The organism is Pseudomonas sp. Wu6 (assembly GCF_019891515.1).
Taxonomy (GTDB): domain Bacteria; phylum Pseudomonadota; class Gammaproteobacteria; order Pseudomonadales; family Pseudomonadaceae; genus Aquipseudomonas; species Aquipseudomonas orientalis_A.
Window position 1 is genome coordinate 1 of the sequence record NZ_JAFLXH010000061.1, and the last position, 19,121, is coordinate 19,121.

15 protein-coding genes and 1 rRNA gene are annotated in these 19,121 nt (G+C 61.3%); 8 read left to right on the plus strand and 8 right to left on the minus strand.

Going from position 1 to position 19,121, the window contains the following annotated elements; all coding sequences use genetic code 11:
• Nucleotides 1–313: 313 nt before the first annotated feature.
• Nucleotides 314–1,603 (minus strand): MFS transporter, encoded by a 1,290-nt coding sequence (locus tag J1G34_RS25795; RefSeq protein WP_065896596.1) that lies wholly within the window; start codon nt 1,601–1,603, stop codon nt 314–316.
• A gap of 185 nt (nt 1,604–1,788) precedes the next feature.
• Between J1G34_RS25795 and J1G34_RS25800 the strand changes: the two genes are divergently transcribed.
• The 4 genes from J1G34_RS25800 to J1G34_RS25815 all read left to right on the plus strand — a co-directional run bounded on the left by J1G34_RS25800 (nt 1,789) and on the right by J1G34_RS25815 (nt 7,005).
• Complete coding sequence (locus J1G34_RS25800; RefSeq protein ID WP_065888070.1) at nt 1,789–3,207, plus strand: short-chain fatty acid transporter; 1,419 nt, start codon at nt 1,789–1,791, stop codon at nt 3,205–3,207.
• Between the two features lie 139 nt (nt 3,208–3,346).
• Entirely contained in the window at nt 3,347–5,047 is a 1,701-nt protein-coding gene (gene acpA, locus J1G34_RS25805) for an acid phosphatase (protein ID WP_222994816.1), read from the plus strand.
• A 122-nt stretch (nt 5,048–5,169) separates the two neighbouring features.
• Entirely contained in the window at nt 5,170–6,339 is a 1,170-nt protein-coding gene (locus tag J1G34_RS25810; RefSeq protein ID WP_122463942.1) for a P-loop NTPase family protein, read from the plus strand.
• Between the two features lie 141 nt (nt 6,340–6,480).
• On the plus strand, nt 6,481–7,005 hold the full coding sequence (locus J1G34_RS25815) for an SET domain-containing protein-lysine N-methyltransferase (protein WP_122463941.1): 525 nt from the start codon (nt 6,481–6,483) through the stop codon (nt 7,003–7,005).
• On the opposite strand, the gene can is transcribed toward J1G34_RS25815, so the two are convergent.
• Complete coding sequence (can, locus tag J1G34_RS25820) at nt 7,002–7,646, minus strand: carbonate dehydratase (protein WP_003188288.1); 645 nt, start codon at nt 7,644–7,646, stop codon at nt 7,002–7,004. The two genes, J1G34_RS25815 and can, sit on opposite strands and share 4 nt — an antisense overlap.
• A 138-nt stretch (nt 7,647–7,784) precedes the next feature.
• Between can and J1G34_RS25825 the strand changes: the two genes are divergently transcribed.
• The gene (locus J1G34_RS25825) at nt 7,785–8,189 is read left to right on the plus strand and encodes a serine kinase/phosphatase (RefSeq protein WP_222994817.1); all 405 of its coding nucleotides are present in this window, start codon (nt 7,785–7,787) and stop codon (nt 8,187–8,189) included.
• Nucleotides 8,190–8,735: 546 nt separating this feature from the next.
• On the opposite strand, the gene rimI is transcribed toward J1G34_RS25825, so the two are convergent.
• Nucleotides 8,736–9,188: a ribosomal protein S18-alanine N-acetyltransferase gene (gene rimI / locus J1G34_RS25830; protein ID WP_003188286.1), complete on the minus strand. Its 453-nt coding sequence runs from the start codon at nt 9,186–9,188 to the stop codon at nt 8,736–8,738.
• Nucleotides 9,181–9,924: an energy transducer TonB gene (locus J1G34_RS25835; protein WP_065895810.1), complete on the minus strand. Its 744-nt coding sequence runs from the start codon at nt 9,922–9,924 to the stop codon at nt 9,181–9,183. The genes rimI and J1G34_RS25835 overlap by 8 nt, the downstream gene beginning before the upstream one ends.
• A 187-nt stretch (nt 9,925–10,111) precedes the next feature.
• Between J1G34_RS25835 and mksB the strand changes: the two genes are divergently transcribed.
• The 3 genes from mksB to mksF are packed head-to-tail and all read left to right on the plus strand — an operon-like array spanning nt 10,112 to nt 14,923.
• Nucleotides 10,112–11,389 (plus strand): Mks condensin complex protein MksB, encoded by a 1,278-nt coding sequence (mksB, locus tag J1G34_RS25840; RefSeq protein WP_065891758.1) that lies wholly within the window; start codon nt 10,112–10,114, stop codon nt 11,387–11,389.
• Nucleotides 11,379–12,086, plus strand: a complete 708-nt coding sequence (mksE, locus tag J1G34_RS25845) for an Mks condensin complex protein MksE (RefSeq protein WP_065891759.1) — start codon at nt 11,379–11,381, stop codon at nt 12,084–12,086. Before mksB ends, mksE begins: the two co-directional genes overlap by 11 nt.
• Nucleotides 12,083–14,923, plus strand: a complete 2,841-nt coding sequence (mksF, locus tag J1G34_RS25850) for an Mks condensin complex protein MksF (RefSeq protein WP_065895811.1) — start codon at nt 12,083–12,085, stop codon at nt 14,921–14,923. The genes mksE and mksF overlap by 4 nt, the downstream gene beginning before the upstream one ends.
• A 176-nt stretch (nt 14,924–15,099) precedes the next feature.
• On the opposite strand, the gene J1G34_RS25855 is transcribed toward mksF, so the two are convergent.
• The 4 genes from J1G34_RS25855 to rrf form a co-directional block, all read right to left on the minus strand.
• The gene (locus J1G34_RS25855) at nt 15,100–17,403 is read right to left on the minus strand and encodes a PqiB family protein (RefSeq protein WP_222994818.1); all 2,304 of its coding nucleotides are present in this window, start codon (nt 17,401–17,403) and stop codon (nt 15,100–15,102) included.
• Nucleotides 17,396–18,019, minus strand: a complete 624-nt coding sequence (locus tag J1G34_RS25860) for a paraquat-inducible protein A (protein ID WP_065888081.1) — start codon at nt 18,017–18,019, stop codon at nt 17,396–17,398. Before J1G34_RS25860 ends, J1G34_RS25855 begins: the two co-directional genes overlap by 8 nt.
• Nucleotides 18,006–18,665, minus strand: a complete 660-nt coding sequence (locus J1G34_RS25865) for a paraquat-inducible protein A (protein WP_222994819.1) — start codon at nt 18,663–18,665, stop codon at nt 18,006–18,008. The genes J1G34_RS25860 and J1G34_RS25865 overlap by 14 nt, the downstream gene beginning before the upstream one ends.
• Before the next feature lie 150 nt (nt 18,666–18,815).
• Nucleotides 18,816–18,931 (minus strand): 5S ribosomal RNA (gene rrf / locus J1G34_RS25870).
• Nucleotides 18,932–19,121 lie beyond the last annotated feature (190 nt).

Below are 19,121 nucleotides of genomic sequence, written 5' to 3' on the forward strand. Positions count from 1 at the left end.
CTTCGAAGACGCCCAACTCTATATTTCCCATCTGATCCACAGCGCATCGGCCACGGTGTGGGACTGTTGCGATCACCTGCAACCCCACGACCGCGCAAGAATCCATGCCGCCTGGCATCTGCTGGAAATAGCCAAAACGGTAATAAACCGCACCATCGAATGCATGCCACGCACCTGAAAACACTACAAAACCAATATGGGAGGGGCTTGCCCCCGATAGCGGTGTATCAGCGACAGACAGGCTGGCTGACACACCGCTATCGGGGGCACGCCCCCTCCCACATGAATCACGATCATCGTCCTGACCTGAGTCTCAGCCAACCAGGGTATGTCGCTTGCCGAACACCGCCACACTCGCCACGCCCACCGCCCCCATCACCACGCAATACCCCACGCAAATCCACGGACTGGTGGGCATTAGCGCAATCAGCAGCAGCGGTGTGGTACTCGCCCATAGCGCGTAGGCAATGTTGTAGGTGAAGGAAATCCCCGACACCCGCACCTGCGCCGGAAACAGCCCGACCATCACCGACGGCACCGCGCCCACCACCCCGCAGCTCAAGCCGGCCACGGCATAGGCGGCGCCCAGCCAGACCCCGCCGCTGATCAGGCTGGCATACAGGATAAACACCCCCACCGGCAGCAGCAGGCTGTAGACCAGCACCGCGCGCCAGGCGCCGATGCGGTCCACCAGCAGGCCGGCCAATACGCAGCCGATGTTGAGAAACACAATCCCCAACGCGCTCAAGGCGAAGGTGTGGCTGGGGCTCATGCCGAAGGTTTTCTGCATCATGGTCGGAGTGATGACCACCAGCACCACCACCGCCGACGTCAGCACGCACGTGAGGATCATCGCCGGCAGCAACACGGCGCGGTGGTCGCGCAACACGGTGCGCAGTGGCAGTTCGGCGGCAGCCTGGCGGCGGGCCTGCATTTCGAGGAATACCGGCGTTTCGTTGAGCCAGCGGCGCAGCCATACGCCGATCACGCCAAACACGCCGCCGAGCAGGAAGGGGAAACGCCAGGCATAGTCGAGAATCTCGGCCGGGGTGAAGACCTGTGCAAGCAACGTGGCCGTGAGCGCGCCGAGCAAGTAACCGAACGTCAGCCCGGCCTGCAGGAACCCCAAGGCATACCCACGATGACTGCGCGGGGCATGTTCAGCGACGAAGGTCCAGGCGCTGGGCACTTCACCGCCCACGGCGGCGCCCTGCAATACGCGCAGCACCAGCAGGATCAGCGGTGCGAAATAGCCGATTTGCGCGTAGGTCGGCATGACTCCGATCAGCAGGCAGGGCAAGGCCATCATCAGGATGCTCAAGCTGAACACGCGCTTGCGTCCCAGGTGGTCGGCAAAGTGCGCCATCAGGATGCCGCCCAGCGGGCGCGCGAGGTAGCCGGTGACGAAGATGCCGAAGCTTTGCAACAAGCGCAGCCACTCGGGCATTTGCGGGGGGAAAAACAGTTGGCTGAGGGTCAGCGCGAAGAACACGAAGATAATGAAGTCATAGATCTCCAAGGCGCCACCGAGGGCGGCCAGGCCCAGGGTTTTGTAGTCGGAGCGGGAGAAACGCTGCGCCTGTGAAGAAGCGGTGGCAGTCATGTGCATGCTCGGCAGACAAACAAAATGGCGTGCAGATTATGAGCTGAACCGGATGATGGCAATCGCGGCGGATATATTTGTTTTACTCATTGATCGATGAAGATAACTACATTCCCAAATCAATGAACGTAGCGGAACATGCCGCAAAACTGCCCACCCCATAATAAATACAAGAGGAAAGACTCGTGGCCGATGCTATCGAAGAAAGCCGCTATGCCCGATTTGCCCTGCGCTGCTCCAACTTCGCCGAGCGCTGGTTCCCGGACTCGTGGGTGTTCGCCGCCCTCGCCGTGATCCTTGTCGCCGTGGCCACCCTGGGCATGGGCGCCGCGCCCACCGAAGCCGCCAAGGCGTTTGGCGATGGGTTCTGGAGCCTAATTCCCTTCACCATGCAGATGGCCTTTGTGGTGATCGGTGGTTATGTGGTGGCCAGTTCGCCGCCTGCGGTAAAGCTGATTGACCGCCTGGCGCGCATCCCGAAGAACGGCCGGTCGGCCGTGGCCTGGGTCGCGTTGATTTCCATGGTGGCCTCCCTGCTCAACTGGGGCCTGTCCCTGGTATTCGGCGGTTTGCTGGTGCGTGCACTGGCGCGTCGCACGGACCTGCGCATGGACTACCGTGCCGCCGGCGCCGCGGCCTATCTGGGCCTGGGCGCCGTGTGGGCACTGGGCTTGTCGTCATCGGCCGCACAGTTGCAGGCCAATCCGGCCAGTTTGCCGCCGTCGATCCTGGCGATCACCGGAATGATCCCGTTTACCGAGACCATCTTCCTGTGGCAATCGGGCGTGATGTTGCTGGCCCTGATCATCGTCTCGCTGATCATCGCCTACGCCACCGCGCCGGGCCCGAACAGCGCGCGTGATGCCAAGGCCTGCGGCGTCGACCCCGCGTTCAACCTGCCCAAGCCGCAGGCGCCGACCCGACCCGGCGAATGGCTGGAGCACAGCCCGCTGCTGACGATTGCGCTGGCGCTGCTGGCGGCCGGCTGGTTGTTCCACGAGTTCTCGAGCAAACCGGCAATCAGCGCCATCTCGGGGCTCAACACCTATAACTTCCTGTTCATCATGGTCGGCGCGCTGCTGCACTGGCGCCCGCGCAGCTTCCTCGACGCCGTGGCCCGCGCCGTGCCGACCACCACGGGCGTGTTGATCCAATTCCCGCTTTACGGCTCGATTGCAGCGCTGATGACCGTGGTCAAAGGCGGCGACGGCCAGACCCTGGCGCACCATATCTCGCTGTTCTTCACCTCCATCGCATCCCACGACACCTATGCCCTGCTGATGGGCGTGTACTCGGCGGTGCTGGGCTTCTTCATCCCGTCCGGCGGCGGCAAGTGGATCATCGAAGCGCCCTACGTGATGCAGGTGGCCAATGACCTGCAATACCACCTGGGCTGGGCGGTGCAGATCTACAACGCGGCCGAGGCGCTGCCGAATCTGATCAACCCGTTCTATATGCTGCCGTTGCTCGGGGTCCTGGGGTTGAAGGCGCGAGATCTGATCGGGTTTTCGTTTGTGCAATTGCTGGTGCACACGCCGTTGGTGTTGTTCTTGCTATGGGCGTTGGGGACGACATTGACGTATTTGCCGCCGGTGATGCCTTAGGAGCAGCCGCAAGCTGCAAGTTTTCAGCTTCAAGCTTCAAGCTTCAAGCTTGCATCTTGTAACTGCCTTAATCCCGTCACATTGCATTGCTACCGTCCTGCGAAACATCTTGCAACACCTCGCCAAGGACTCCCGCGCAATGAGTGACGAGCACGTAGATCGCCCTTCCACAGATTCCGTAGGCCAGGCGCCGGTTGACAGCAGTCGCCGGCGATTCCTGGGGGGCGCTGCGGTGCTGGGGGTGGGCGCAACCTTGAGTGGCTGTGGAAATGCCGGCCAGGCACCGGAAAAACCGGCGGCGCGGCCACTCACAGCGCCGGAGTTGGACAAGGCCCTGCGCGACCAGGTGAAAACCGTCGTAGTGATTTACGCGGAGAACCGCAGTTTCAACAATCTGTTTGCCGATTTCCCCGGGCTGGAGAAACCCCTCTCGGCGCTTTCCGCCGCTGATTACCAACAACGCGACCGCGATGGCAGCGTATTGCCGGCCCTCCCCCAGACCTGGGGCGGCGTGCTGCAGGCGGGCCCGCAGAGCGTGGATGGGGTGACCTACCCGAGCGCCGTGCAATTCCAGGAAAACCTGCCCAACACACCGTTCGCCCTCAAGGGCCCGAATGCCGAGGACTTGCCGCTGAGCCTGGTGACCCGTGACTTGTGGCACGTGTTTTATCAGAACCAGATGCAGATCAACGGCGGCAAGAATGACGGCTTCGTGGCCTGGGGCGATTCCGGCGGCCTGGTGATGGGCCATTACGCCCAGAGCCGTTACTCTCTGCGCTTGTGGGACGTGGCCCGGGAGTTCGTGCTGTGCGATAACTTCTTCCAGGGCGCGTTCGGCGGCTCGTTCCTCAATCATCAATACCTGATCAGCGCCACCGCACCGACCTATCCCAATGCGGCTCAGTCGGTAGCCAAGGCGCAGATCGCCACGCTGCAAAGCGACGACCCCGGCGACGCGCGCCTCAAGCCCCTGGACACCTCGCCGGCCAGTGCCATGGCCGGCCCGCCGCAGTTCGGCCCCAGCGCCCTGACCCCGGACGGTTACGCGGTCAACACACTGGCGCCGCCCTACTGGCCGACCTGGATCCGCGACCCGCAAAACCCCGATTACTCCAAACCGGACCTGCCCAACGTGCTGGTGCCGCAAACCCATGAACACATTGGCGACAAGCTCTCGAAAAAGAATATCGACTGGGCCTGGTACGCCGGCGCGTGGCAAGCCACCCTCGATCAATTCAAGGACTCGGGCGGTATTCCCAAAATCCCGAACTTCCAGTATCACCATCAGCCGTTCAACTACTTCAAGCAGCAGGGCCCCGAGCACCGCGCGGAACGTGACAAACGCCTGCGCGACGGCGGCCTGGGCGATGAGGCGAGCACCAACACATTCTTCGCCGATGCCCAGGCGGGCAAACTTCCCGCTGTGACGTTCTACAAGCCCCAGGGCAACCTGAACATGCACGCCGGCTATGCCGATGTGGCCTCGGGCGACCGTCATATCGTGCGTGCCCTGAAGGTGCTGCAGGAAAGCCCGCAGTGGAACAACATGGTGGTGGTGGTGACCGTCGATGAAAACGGCGGCTGGTGGGACCACGTGGCACCGCCCAAGGGCGACCGCTGGGGCCCGGGCACGCGGGTTCCGGCGCTGGTGGTGTCGCCGTTCGCGCGCAAAGGCACGGTTGACCATACGGTGTATGACACCGCCTCGATCCTGCGCTTGATCACCCGCGTGTTTGAGCTGGAAACCCTGGACGGCCTCAAGCAAAGGGACGACGCAATGCGCGCTCGCGGCCAGAAACCCATGGGGGATTTGAGCAACGCCTTGCAGTTCAGCGTTTAGGTTCACGTATCCAATCGCGACACGCGCAGCGATTTAGCACGCGGTTTTCCTGGTCAGCCGCTACTGTGTGAAGGTGGGCTTTCATCCCGCGCAGACGGGCTTTCGCTGACAAGGAACCAACCATGTTCAAATCGACCAGACTGGCCTTGACCCTGGCCGCACTGTTGGCCAGTGCGGTCGTACAGGCCGACATCGAAGTACCGTTGGGCAGCACGCAACGTGTCACCCGATTATTTGCGTTTCCCAATAACTGCAACGTGATCTGCTTTCGGCCCTGGACGCTGGAGCAGACCGCCGAGCACTATTTGAACCAGAGCCTGCAACGTGACGGCTACAGCCGGGCGAAGGTCAGCGTCAAGGTCCATGACGGCCAGGTCGCAGCAACCTTCAGCGGCGTGCCGGACGGCTACGGCAAGCCCCTGATCACCTTGCTCGATACGGCTGACCTGGCGTACCACGGCGCCAGCCGGCTCAACAGCGACGGCAAGTGGGCCTACAACTGGTACCTGTTCCTGCCGTTGGGCATGGCCTTGGAAAACCGCAAAAGCATCGAGCTGCTGCACTTCCCGCCGGACTACTCGCTGACCCAGGCCCAGGACTATCTGGAATCGGCCACCACCGACCGCTGGGCAACCTTGCTCACCAGCAACGGCATTGCTGCCGGCGACACCCCAGCCTATCAGACCATTATCGATATCGCGCCCATCGCCGCCCCGTCCAATGCCGGTAAAGACCTGGAAGCGGTCTACAGCTATTTCACCGACTACCAGACCCGCATGGTCAAGGAGTTGAGCCTGCGCCCGGACGGTGCGTTGCCAATGGTGGCCTTCGGCGCGCCGGTACGCAGTTGGATCAAGCAACAATACGGGCAAACCGTGGCGGTGCTGGGGCTGGCGCAGATCAGCCCGGAACCGGGCAAGCCGGTTTCGGTGCTCGGTGCCAACCACCCAAGTTATATCTGGTACGCCGCCAGCCCGGACACCTATGACGGCAATGAGCAAAAGGCCGATGAGGCCGGCCTGAAAGTGATGGGCCAGGACCTCAGCGCGGCCTGCTGGCAAGCCGGCATGGGCCAGAAACCGGCCAGCGACGCGAATGTGTTGCTCAAGGCATGCATGAATACCTGGCAGGTCACGCGTAAAGAGCAGACCTGCGAGTTGTTCTACACCTCGGTGCGCAGCCTGACGGCGGAGCAGGCCAACGCCAAATGCGCCACGCCCCCCCTCAAGGAACAGTTGAAACAGCTGCGCAGTCCCGCGCCGCTCCCCTCTCTCGCGCCACCCGCGCTGTAAGCCGTGGCAACGATTTCTACTGTCAGATTTGACAGTAGAAATCGGCGGCGACTTGGGCGAGTCTTGGGCGGCACCCGTTTACTGCAAGAGATTGGCCGTCAGTTAACGCCCGCAGTTCCATGCAGCCCTAGGAGGAGAGAGATGAAAACTCGCGCCAGGGATAAGGCTGAAGCGGCTGTGTATGACAGCCTTTACCCGTTCAAGACGCTGGGTGTCGACGAGGGTTACCCCTCGAGCGAACACTTCCAGCTCGTGCAAGGCACTCAGGGGACGCCCGCCGTCATCAAGGCCCGCGTCGCCTTCGGCAAAGGCGTGCGCATCGCCAGGATTTGCGGGTATGCCGTCAGCGAACGACGCCGGCATACGCTGCAGCTATCGCCACGCATTCACTTGTACGACGCCTGGTTCTGCGGCCTGCTGCAGCACTCGTGCAGCCCAAACGTGTTCCTGGACACCACTTACCTGGAACTGTGGACTGCACAGCCCGTCCCCGTCGGTACCGCGTTGACGGTTGATTACGCCGCAACCGAAGACGCGCTGTTCCGGCAGTTCGGCTGCCATTGCGGCGAGCCGGACTGCCGGGGCTGGATCACCGGCAGCAAGGAGCCGTTGAACGCCGAAGGCCAGGCCTACATGGCCTGGTGGCGCGAGCATCAACGGTCTTAGGCTTCGCCCAGCGGCCGCAGACGGTACTGCGGCGGCAGCTGCTCGAAGCCACTGATGGTGGTGTTCAAGCTCTTCCAGCGGCCATCCTTGATGCCGTAGATGCAGCCATGAATCGACAGGCTCTGCCCGCGGTGCCAGGCGTTTTGCACAATGCTGGTATGGCCGACGTTCGCCACCTGCTGAATCACGTTCAGCTCGCACATGCGGTCTACGCGCTCTTCTTCGGTGGGCAATTGAGCCAGCACGTCGCGATTTTCGTAGTAGAGATCACGAATGGTGCGCAGCCAGCCGTCGATCAGGCCGAACTGGCGGTCCTGCATCGAGGCACGCACGCCGCCACAGCCATAGTGGCCGGTGACGAGGATGTGTTTGACCTTGAGCACATCGACGGCGTACTGGATCACCGACAGGCAGTTGAGGTCAGTGTGCAGCACCACGTTGGCCACGTTGCGGTGCACGAACAGGTCACCGGGCAACATACCGACGATTTCATTGGCCGGTACACGCGCATCGGAGCAACCGATCCACAGGTACTCCGGGGTTTGCTGGCGGGCGAGCTTGGCGAAGAATTCGGGATCTTCCTGTTTGATCGCATCCGCCCAGCGTTCGTTGTTATCTAGCAGGTCTTGTAGTTCGTTCATCAGGGAAGCCTCAGGAATGATGCGCAGTTTTGTGACTGACAAGCCCTCGTCCGGGTCACGCGTGGCGCAAATTAGCTTGAATCTTTGGGGGACACAGCCTGTCCACTCACTATAAGCCCCACAGTATGAGGATTGGCCATGACTGAATCACGACGTCCCTACGGCGCTGCGCAGCCCGAACCGATTGACGATAACGAAGACCGCATGGGTTCGATGCGCGAGCTCGATTTTGATGAAGAAGACCAGACGGCCCAGATCGGCGATGAAATCCCCCGTGACGAGCGCGAGCACCTGATGCCCGACGAGCGGGTGCGCGAAGCGGGCATGACCGGTGCTTCGACGGATGATCATGAGTCGACCGATGACGATATGAGCCCGGAAACCCTGATCCATGAAGATGGCGCGCGGGATGCGCGGGAAGCCGGTGAAGACAGCGCGGCTGACTACGATCTGAGCGTTGTGGGTGAAGAAGATATCGGCGGCGGAAATGGCCTGGACGAGGCCGAATTGGCCAACCTGGACCCGCTCGACGGCAAGCGCTGACACGGCGCAGTTCAACATGTGGGAGGGGGCTTGCCCCCGATAGCGGTGCGTCAGGCGCTTATTTGTCACTGATACACCGCCATCGGGGGCAAGCCCCCTCCCACATGGATTTCGGTGTTCAGTCGACTAACGTGCAGACCATGACGACCGCATATTCACAGCCGGGTAATAATCCCGCCGGCGCCCCATCTGGCCCGCTCAACGGCAAGCGCTGACACAACGCAGTTCAACATGTGGGAGGGGGCTTGCCCCCGATAGCGGTGTGTCAGGCGCTTATTTGTCACTGATACAACGCCATCGGGGGCAAGCCCCCTCCCACATGGATTTCGGTGTTCAGTCGACTAACGTGCAGGCCATGACGACCGCATATTCACAGCCGGTTAATAATCCCGCTGGCGCCCCATCTGGCCCGCCCAACGGCAAGCGCGGAGACAACGCGGTCAAATGTGGGAGGGGGCTTGCCCCCGATAGCGGTGTGTCAGGCGCTTATCTGTCACTGATACACCGCCATCGGGGGCAAGCCCCCTCCCACATGGATTTCGGTGTTCAGTCGACTAACGTACAGGCCATGACGACCGCGTCTTCGCGGCCGCCCACGGCAGGGTAGTAATCCCGGCGACGACCGATTTCATTGAAGCCATAGCGCTCATACAGGCGAAACGCGCCGGTATTGCTGTCACGCACTTCCAGGAAGCATTCGCGCGCGTTGGCCGCGTAGGCGCGGGACATCAGATGTTCCAGCAGCGCCAACCCCAACCCTCGGCCCTGGTTCTCCGGCTTGACGGTGATATTCAACAGGTGCGCCTCATCGAGGATGATTTGCACCACGCCATGCCCCACTTGCTGCTCGCCTTCGAACATCAGCCAGATCTGGTATTTGCCCAGGCCGTCGAGAAAGATGCCACGGGTCCAGGGGTGGCTGAACGCTGCGTATTCGATCTTCAGCACGGCGTCGAGGTCGGCCTCGGTCATCGGGCGAAAGGATAAAGCCTCACTCATCGGTTGTTTTCCAGCGCGCCATCAGCCGGCGCATGGCTTGCCAGACATCAGCCTTACGCTGTGGCTCTTCCATTAATAATTCCAGGCCCGGCAGCGCCCAGACCGAACCCAGGCCCTCGACCTGCAGTTCGCGGTACCAGGCTTCGGCATTGGCTTGACCGGCAAAGCGCACGGCGGGCAGGCCGATCAGCCACAGGCATACGCAAGGTTCGTCTTCCAGGCGTGCCGAGACAAAACTCTGTACAAAATCCCGCGCGGCTTCCGGGCCCTGGTCCATGGTGCCGCGCACCAACAGCGGCCAGCGCACCGGGTCGCCGACGATTTGCGGGCTGTCGGGCAGGCCGGCGGCGCGCAGCATATCCTTGAGCAGCAGGTAAGCGGGGTCGCGCGACTGGAAACGTTCGCCGGTGGGCAATTCCACCAGCAGCAGGCAACGGCCCGCGCGCAGCAGTTGCAGGGCAAAGCGTGGCGGCGGCACCACCGGGGCCTTGACCACCGGGGCCGCCTCCTCGGCAACTACCGCCTTGACCACAGGTGACGGGCGCGGCACCTCGATTTTCGTGCGTTCCACCGTCGCCCGCACGTCGGGCACAGGCTTGACCACCGCAACCGGCGCGGCGGCTTCCTCGCCTGAAGGCTCGAACGCCTCATAGGGCTCAGGCACCTGCAACAACTCGGGCCGCGAGGGCGCGGCAAACGGCAGTTCGGTGCGGGGCAGCCAGTTGACCACCTGCATGGCGCTCAAGTAAGCGCGACGTCGGGACTCGATAAGCACAGCTCGGCCACTTGTGGATAACTAAAGAGCGGGGATTCTACCGCTGTTCGGCAACAATCGCCCACTGCACACTGACCGGCTGTGGATAAATCCCGCGCCCGATGCAGTACAATCGCGACTTTTAATCGCCAACCAGCCGGCCATTCCCATGATCGAACCCAAGCGCGTCCTGCGCGCCCTCGCCGAACACTGGGCCTTACTTGAGCCACTGTGCGAACACTTCGACCAAGGCACCCTGAGCCTGAGCGAACTGCGCGCGCAACTGGCCGCCCAACAACTGGACAGCACGCCCCAGGACATCACCAGCCTGCTGGACGTGTGGATTCGCCTGGATATCCTGGTGCCTGTCGCCAAGAGCCCGAACCGTTTCGAGCTCAATGCGCAGATCCACGACTTCCTGGCTTATCTGCGCAAGGAGCACCGGCTTGGCCTGTGCCTGGAAATCGAAGCCTACCTGCGCCACCTCGAGCGCCTGGCCGGTTATATCCAGGACGCCTTCGACATCCGCGATGGCCACGACCTGGCCCGCCAACTGCGCCTGCTGGATATGCGCGTGCGCGATGTGCTGAAAAAACTCGCCAACGACGAACAGGCCCTCGCGGCCGTGGCCGACCGCGCCAAGACCAGCGACCGCCAGATCCCGTTGCGCCAGCGTTACGCCGAGGTGCTGGCCACCTGGGACGAATACGTCGAACCGATGATCCAGCTGGTGAACGCCGACGGCGCGTTCGAACAAGGCGTGCGCAAGGTCGAGAATGTGCTGCTGCGCATGCTCACCGAGCAGCAGCGCCTGGGCCAGTTGGTGGACGACGACATGCTGCTGCGCACCCATGCTCGCATCCTCGAGATGCAGACCAGCGCCCAGTTGACCTTGCGCCATGCGCGCGAGCTGCTGTTGCCGCTACGCGAAGAGGCCCGCCGACACAATGCTGTGACCCGCGGCGCGGCGCTGGCCCTGTCGGCGATCCGCCGCAAAGGCCTGGACGCGGTGCCGCAGGCCGCCATGCCGCTGTTCACCCGCCCGCAAAGCACCTTCCTGGGTAGCGCGAGCCAGGTGGAAGCCTATGTGTATGCCCTGGCCAATTTCGAGCCGAAACCGGCGCGCTTCCCCAAGGCGCACAAAACCCACAAGGGCGACGCCCAGCGCGCGCCGCGAACGGTCAAGGAAATGCTCGAACGCTGCGAAGACGCATTGCCGATGCCGGACCTGATGACCTGGCTGCTGGAGCAGGAACCGGACGGTGCCACCGACGAGTTGCTGTACTGGTTCTCGCGGCTCTCGCGGGAAAAACGCTTCAAGCGCGAACGCCTGGAGCGCCGCGACTATCACACACACGAGCACCAGGTCAGCCTGCGCTCCTTCGCCCTGCTCCCGGCCGGCGTTGACGCCACCGAGAATTCTGCGAGCACGCCTTATGCATCTTGATCTATCCGAACTGTCCCAGCTGGCACCGATCTTTCGCGAGCTGTTCAAGGGTTACCACGTCAGCCGTCGTGACCCGGAGCTGTACGCGCAGCTGTCGAACTTCCAGGACCAGTACCGCACGCTGTTCAAGGCCCTGGGTTTCGAGCTGGTCTGCGATACCCGTGGCTTCTATTATTTCGTGCCGGATTCGGCCATCGCCAGCGCGCAGGTGAACAAGACTGCGCAGCGTCTGGCCCTGTTCACCTTCATCCTCGTCGAGCACCTGGCCGACCAGGGCCGCGACCCGGTCGCCGTGCTCGATGGCGGCAGCCTGGGCCGCGACGAGCTGCCGTCGTTGCTGGAAAAGTACCGCGACCTGTTTATCCAGGCCGAAGTACAGACCCAGGAAGAACTCGAAGAAAAAATCATGCGGCGCATGACTCAGCTGGGCTTTGCCGGCGAAGACAATGGCATCTATCGCTTCCTGCCACCGATGCATCGATTCCTCGATGTGTGCCTGTCGGTGCAGCAGGACCGCGATCTCGCCGCCAGCGTGCACAGCGTGTTGCCGTTGCCGGTGCCGGTGATCATCGACGCAGACAGCGATGAAAAACTGCTGGAGACCGACGACCCGCTGGACCTGAGCGACTTCGCTGAGGAAAGCGAAGAAGACGCCCTCGCCCGCGCCATTGCCGAAGAACAGGAGACCGACGCATGAGTAAGGAACGCTACGGCATACGCCGCTTCGCCCTGTTGAACACCGCCGGCTACAGCCTGGGCTTGTTCCCGCTGGAAGAGCCGCTGTCGGTGTATGGCGCGAACAACCTGGGTAAATCCGCGTCGATCAACGCCTTGCAGTTCCCGATCCTGGCGCGCATGTCGGACATGAGCTTCGGCAAGTACACCCTGGAGCAATCGCGGCGCTTCTACTTTGCCACCGACACCAGCTACATCCTGGTAGAAGTCTCACTGCCCCACGGCCCGCACGTGATTGGCGTGGTCGGGCGCGGTCCGGGCGGTGGCTTCGGCCACCAGTTCTTCGCCTACGCCGGCAAGCTGGACCTGGCCCACTATCAGAAAAACGACACCTGCCTGCGCCAGAAAGAACTGTTCACCAACCTTGAGCGCGAAGGCCTGAAAGCCTATGAACTCAAACCCGATGAACTGCGTCGCTTGCTGGTAGGCGGCCATACGTCGATTCCGCTGGACCTGACGCTGATTCCGCTGCGTTCCACCAGCGAACAAAGCCTGAAAACGTTCCGCGCGCTGTTTATCAACCTGCTGCACATGCGCGAAATCACCGCGGCCAAGCTCAAGCAATTGTTCCTCGATGCGTTCGAACACAGCTTGCGTTCCGGCAGCGTCGATTACATCGCCGCGTGCGAAGAAGCCTTCCGCGATGTGCGGCGCATGGAGCAGGACTACCACTCGCTGGTGGCCGCCGGGCCGTTGGTCGAAGCGCTCGCCAATGGCGTGAAACAGCGCGATATTTTGCGCGGCAAATTGCATCGTCTGTCGCCGTTGCTGGATTCGCTGCTGGGCACCTGGTCGGACTACGCCAGTGCGCGCAAGGAAGAGCTGACGATCCAGGCCGAGCACTATCGCAACGAGCAGGATGCGCTGCAGCACGACCAGCGCGGCGGCACCCAGGAGCTGATGCGCCTGGAGCGTGAGATCAGTGGCATCCAGCGTTGGTTGGGCGAGCTGTCGGTGCTCAAGCATCGCTTTGCGCTGGTCGATGATGTGAGGGTGCTGGAGCAGCAGTTGCTCGCGGCCAAGGATGCTCACGACGAGTTGGCGGGCGCCCTGGCGCAGTCCCGGCAATTCAGCGCCGAGGACTTGGACGAGCGCCTGCGCGACCTGGAAAAACGCTTGAAGTCGGTCAAGCAGCAGCTGGACCACGCGGACAACAACAGCTACGCCAAGCTGCGCGAAGAATTCTCGCAGCAGGACGTCGAGCGCCTGATGCGCCTGTTCAACAGCTCCTTGTTCAGCCTGCCGCTGGGCGAGCACGGCATCACGCTGGACGAGGACGGCCAGTGGGTCAAATCCCTGGAGCAGATCCTCGATGGCTTCAAGGGCGAGCGTTTCGAAGTGCCGGGGCTGTCCATCGACATCTCGCACATTGAACCACCGGCGTTGCAGGCGCTGGCCGATCGCGCGGCACTGCGCGATCAGAAAGAGCGTCTGGAAAAAGAGCTCAAGCAACTCAAGACTCAGCAAGCCGTAGCCTCCGATCGCGCCGCGAGCAAGACCCAGACCGAAGCGCTGTACCAGCAGGTGCTCGACGCGCAGAAGGCGCTGGAGGATTTCCGCCGTGCGCAAACCCTGAGTGCGGAAGAAGGCGAGAAGCTGGAACACCTGGCGCAGATGGAAGCGGCCCAGGACGAACTGAAGCGCTCCAGTGATGCGTTCACCGAACGCGTCCAGCAGTTGTCGGCCAAGCTGCAACTGGTCGGTCGCCAGATCGGCGATATGGAAGCCAAGCAACGCACGCTGGACGACGCCTTGCGCCGGCGCCAGCTGTTGCCGGCGGACCTGCCCTTCGGCACGCCGTTCATGGACCCGGTCGACGACTCCATGGACAACTTGCTGCCGCTGCTCAACGACTATCAGGACAGCTGGCAAGGTCTGCTGCGCGCCGATGGCCAGATCGAAGCACTGTATGCGCAGGTGCGCCTCAAGGGCGTGGCCAAGTTCGACAGCGAGGATGACATGGAGCGTCGCCTGCAACTGCTGATCAACGCCTATGCGCACCGTACCGACGAGGCCTTGACACTGGGCAAGGCACGCCGCGCAGCGGTCACGGATATCGCCCGGACCTTGCGCAATATCCGCAGCGACTACGACAGCCTGGAACACCAGCTGGCGTTGTTCAACCGCGAGATCAACAAGCGCCAGGTCTCCAACCTGCAGAGCTTTCGCATCGTGCTGGCGCCGAACAAGGAAGCTCTCAAGCACATCGACCAGATCATCCACAGCGCCGGTCAGTATGAAGAAGGCGAGACGTTGTCGGTGTTCGATCTCAGCCAGAGTGCCGAGCAGGACAACAAGAACGAAGAAGCCAAGGAATACCTGGCCCGCCTCGTCGCAGCCAACCATAACCAGTTGGGCCTCAAGGATTTGTTCGAACTGGCGTTCGAGATCACCAAGGTCAACGGCCAGCCGGTGATTCATACCGATATCGATGGCGCCGCGTCCAACGGCACCACCATGACCATCAAGGCACTGACCAACATGTACTTGTTGCTGCACTTGATGGACCGCGAACAAGCCGGGCGTGTGCGCTTGCCGTACTACCTCGATGAGGCAGCGGATATCGATGAGAAGAACCAGGCCGCGCTGCTGGAAACCAGCCTGCAGCTGGGTTTCGTGCCGATCCTGGCCAGTGTGAAGCCGCAGGTGTCCGCCCAGGTGGCGATCGACCTGGAAGGCGGCAGCGGGCCGAACGGGATCTACATTGATGAGGCGGACTGGAAATATATTCGTCGACATGATGCGGTGAAGGCGACGATTAACGTGCAGGCCGATGAGCCGGAGTTGGATGAAGTCTGACGTGTAGCGTTGAAAGGCAAAAAGGCCGCGATCTTTTGGATCGCGGCCTTTTTTTTGGGCTGGGGTTTTGTGTTGGATTTGAGGGCCTCATCGGGGGCAAGCCCCCTCCCACATTCTGATGTGTGAATACATTCAAAGTGTGGGAGGGGGCTTGCCCCCGATGGCCGCGCCTCGATCTACTTACCCAGTGGAATCTTGGGCGCCCAGGTCAGCCACTCATCCTCGAACTTGTCGAACAGCGCAAAGGTCTGCTGCGGCCGCGCCGGGTTGCCCATGCGTTCGCCATCAGGGGTGGCAAAGGCAATACCGCCGGCAACCAGCGTCTCCAGGGACTCGGTACGCACCGTCGCGCCCTTGAACAAGCCGAAGTCGAGCCCGAAGCCGCTGGTGTTCCAGAAGCGGCTGCCACTGCGGACCAAGGGTGCGTACTTGGGCTCGATGAGGATATGCACCAGGACACGGTCGGCGGTCTGCCCCAACTCATAGCCGGTGACTTTGCCCACGGTGACTTCACGGTAGGTGACGGGCACGCCTTCCTTGAGCGAACCACGGCGCGCGGCGCTGAGCGTCAGTCTCAGGCCAGCCTCCTGATGTGCGGCCTCAGGCGGTTGCGCAAGGGCGACAAAACTCTTCTGCGGGCCGGCGTTTTTCGCCGCCGGTTGCACTTCGATGTACTGCCCGGTGACCAGGGTCTGCAGGTTCGCCGTCTTCATCAGGCCCAATTCAGGTTTGACCACCCAGAACTGACTGCCCGCCCGCGCAATGCGGTCGGCCACTTGAGTGATACGCGCGCTGAGCAGCACCGATTGCATGTCGGCACTCAGGTCCACACTTTCGATCTTGCCCACGTCCAGGCCTTTGAAGCGTACGGGCGTGCCAGGGCTCAAGCCGTCGGCGCGATCAACCTTGATGGTGACCAGCGTGCCGTGCTGATTGGCAGCGTCCCGATCGGCAAACAGGCGGAAACGCGGGATGTGCCTTTTCAGCGGCACATTCGGTTCCGGCGTTTCAAAAGCAATACCACCGGCCATCAGGCTGGCCAGGGATTCGCTTTTCACCTGGATACCGCTGGTGAGCCCGCCGGTGAGGGTGACACCGCTGGCATTCCAGAAACGGGTCGAACCGTTGACCAGGCTTTCATACTCTTTCTCGATGTGAACACCGATCACCAATTGTTTTTTCTTGCGTGAGAACTGGTAGCTCTGTACCGAACCGACCTTGACCTGCTTGTACAGAATCGGGCTGCCGACATCCAGCGAGCCCAGGTTGTCGGTGAGCAATACCATGTGCAGGCCCGGCGAGCGCAGGTCCAACGGTGGCGCCTTGGCACGAGCCACGTATTCACGTTGTGGCGCGGTGCCCTTGTCACCGGGGCGGATGGCGATGTAGTTGCCTTTGACCAAGGCCTCCAGGCCGGTGATGCCGGCCAGGGAGATGGACGGTTTGACCACCCAGAATTGCGTGTCCTGCACCAGATAATCTTCGGCCAGGGGATCGAGGGTCAATTCAGCGCTGGCACTGGACAGGTCCGGGTCGATCTTCAGGGTTTTCAGGCTGCCGACCTCGATACCCTTGTACATCACGGGCGTACGTCCAGCCTGCAGGCCTTCGAAATCGGTGAGCTTGACCTTGACCTTGATGCCCGCGGCGGCGGCGTCGAAATCCTCGTACAAGCGGAACGGCAGGCTCGGGTCGGTTGGCGGGCTGTCCTTGCGATTTTCCGGCGTGGCAAAGGCGATACCGCCGGCGACGATGCTGGAAAGCGATTCGCTGCGGACCTTCACACCCGACAGATTGGCGTCGATGCTGATGCCGCTGGCGTTCCAGAAACGCGTGTGTTTGCGCACCAGGTTGGCATAGGTCGGTTCGATATAGACCTTGATCTCGACGGTACTGTGGTCCTCGGACAACAAGTAGCTTTTGACCTGCCCCACCTGAATCTGCTTGTAGAACACCGGGCTGCCCCGGTTCAGCGAACCCAGGCGATCAGCCTTGAGCGTCAGGTGCAGACCAGGCTTGGCATCGGATAACGGCGGCTCCTCGGAGAGCGCCTTGAACTTGCGGGTCGGCTCACCATCCCCCGGGCTTGCGGCGATGTAGTTACCCGACACGAGGGTTTCCAAACCAGTGATACCGGCGAGGCTGACGCTGGGCTTGACCAGCCAGAAGCGAGTATTGGTCCTGAGGTATTGCTCGACATCCTTGTTCATCTCGATGGTGGCAATCACCCCGCGATTGTTGCCTTCGTCATCCAGCGCCAAGGCTTTGACCTTACCCACCGTCATGCCTTTGTAGACCACCTCGGTCTTGTTGACTTGAATGCCCTCGCCGCTTTCAAAGCGGACCTGGATCTCGAGACCTTGCTGGGAGTAGGCACGCCAACCCAGCCAGCCACCAATGATCAGGGCAATCAGCGGCAGCACCCAGATGGCCGACCAATTGGATGCAGGGCGGGTTTTAGCTTTAGGCAAATCACTCATGGTCGTCATCCGACTCCGTGTTATCCCAAATCAGTCGGGGATCGAAGGTTACTGCGGCAAGCATCGTCAAGATCACCACACTGGCGAACGCTGCAGCGCCGAGATTGGCCTCGACACTGGCAAGTCGCCCAAAGTTTACGACCGCCACCAGGATGGCGATCACGAAGATATCCAGCATGGACCAGCGACCGATGAATTCGATAAAGCGGTACATGATAATGCGTTGTTGCGCGGACAGCGGCTGACGGCGCTGCACCGAAAACAGCAGCAGGCCGATGCCCACCAGCTTGAACGTGGGCACCAGGATACTGGCGATGAACACCACGGCGGCAATGGGGAACATGCCGTGCTGTACCAGCTGGATCACGCCGGACATGATGGTGCTGGGGTCGCCCTGGCCGAGGGAATTGACGGTCATGATGGGCAGCAGGTTGGCGGGGATATACAGGATCGCCGCCGTAATCAGCAATGCCCAGGTACGTATGAGGCTATTGGGGCGACGTGCGTGGATCAGCGCACCGCAACGGCTGCAGAGTTGCTCATCGGCGTCCGCGTCCTGCTTGTTCAACTCATGGCATTCCGTACAAACCAGAATGCCTGCATCAATCGCCCGCATGGTCATCCTCTCCCGACAACGCCTGCCAGATCTGATGGGGTGACATCACCACCTCGAGCAGGACCTGGACCATTAAAAGACTGACAAAGCACGCCAGACCCAGGCCGAGCGTAATGGAGGCCATGTCCGCAAGCTTCACAAGCGCCACCAGGACGCCCATCAAGTAGACCTCCAGCATCCCCCAGTCTTTCATATGGTGGTAGATGCGGTAGAACAACAGTCCGTAACTGCGAACGATGTTCCAGCGGATGCTGAGCAGCACGGCCAACTGGCACAGCAATTTGAGCAGGGGAATACCCATGCTGCAAAGGAAAACCACGATGGCAACCCCTTGCATACCGGTGTTGAACAGGCCGACCACGCCGGTCCACACGGTGTCCTCTGAGGACTGCCCGAGTAGATTGAGCTGCATGATGGGTAAAAAGTTCGCGGGTATGTACAGCAATAATGCTGCCAGCACCAAGGCAAGGCTTCGCTCAACGACATTGTGACGGTGCGCGTATAGCTCGTAGCCACAACGTGGGCATTGAGCTTTTTCACCGAGGGCGAGCACGGGCTTGCGCATCAGCAGGTCGCACTCATGGCATGCCACCAAGTCATCCAGCGGTAAGTCCGACACCTGGAGGGCATCAACCGGATCGGGCATAAATAGGGCTCTGGCTCTAAAAAAGGTTAGGTACCTATTCTAGTGGTCTGGTTCAGAAATAACTGTGCAAATTTGTCGGCGAGGAATGCTTTTCGAGCGCCCAAAACAAAACCCCTGTTTGCGTTAGCAAACAGGGGTTCTGGAATTTAATCTTGACGATGACCTACTCTCACATGGGGAAACCCCACACTACCATCGGCGATGCATCGTTTCACTGCTGAGTTCGGGATGGGATCAGGTGGTTCCAATGCTCTATGGTCGTCAAGAAATTCGGGTACTGAGTCGTGACCACATGGCCTCGCTTCAGCAAATTGGGTATGTGATAGCAATCGGTGTTTTGTGAGCGTCGAACTTTCGGTTCATCTCGTCTTCACACACCGCAATCTGATGCTCGTTAGAGTAGTCAAATTGCTTGGGTGTTATATGGTCAAGCCTCACGGGCAATTAGTATTGGTT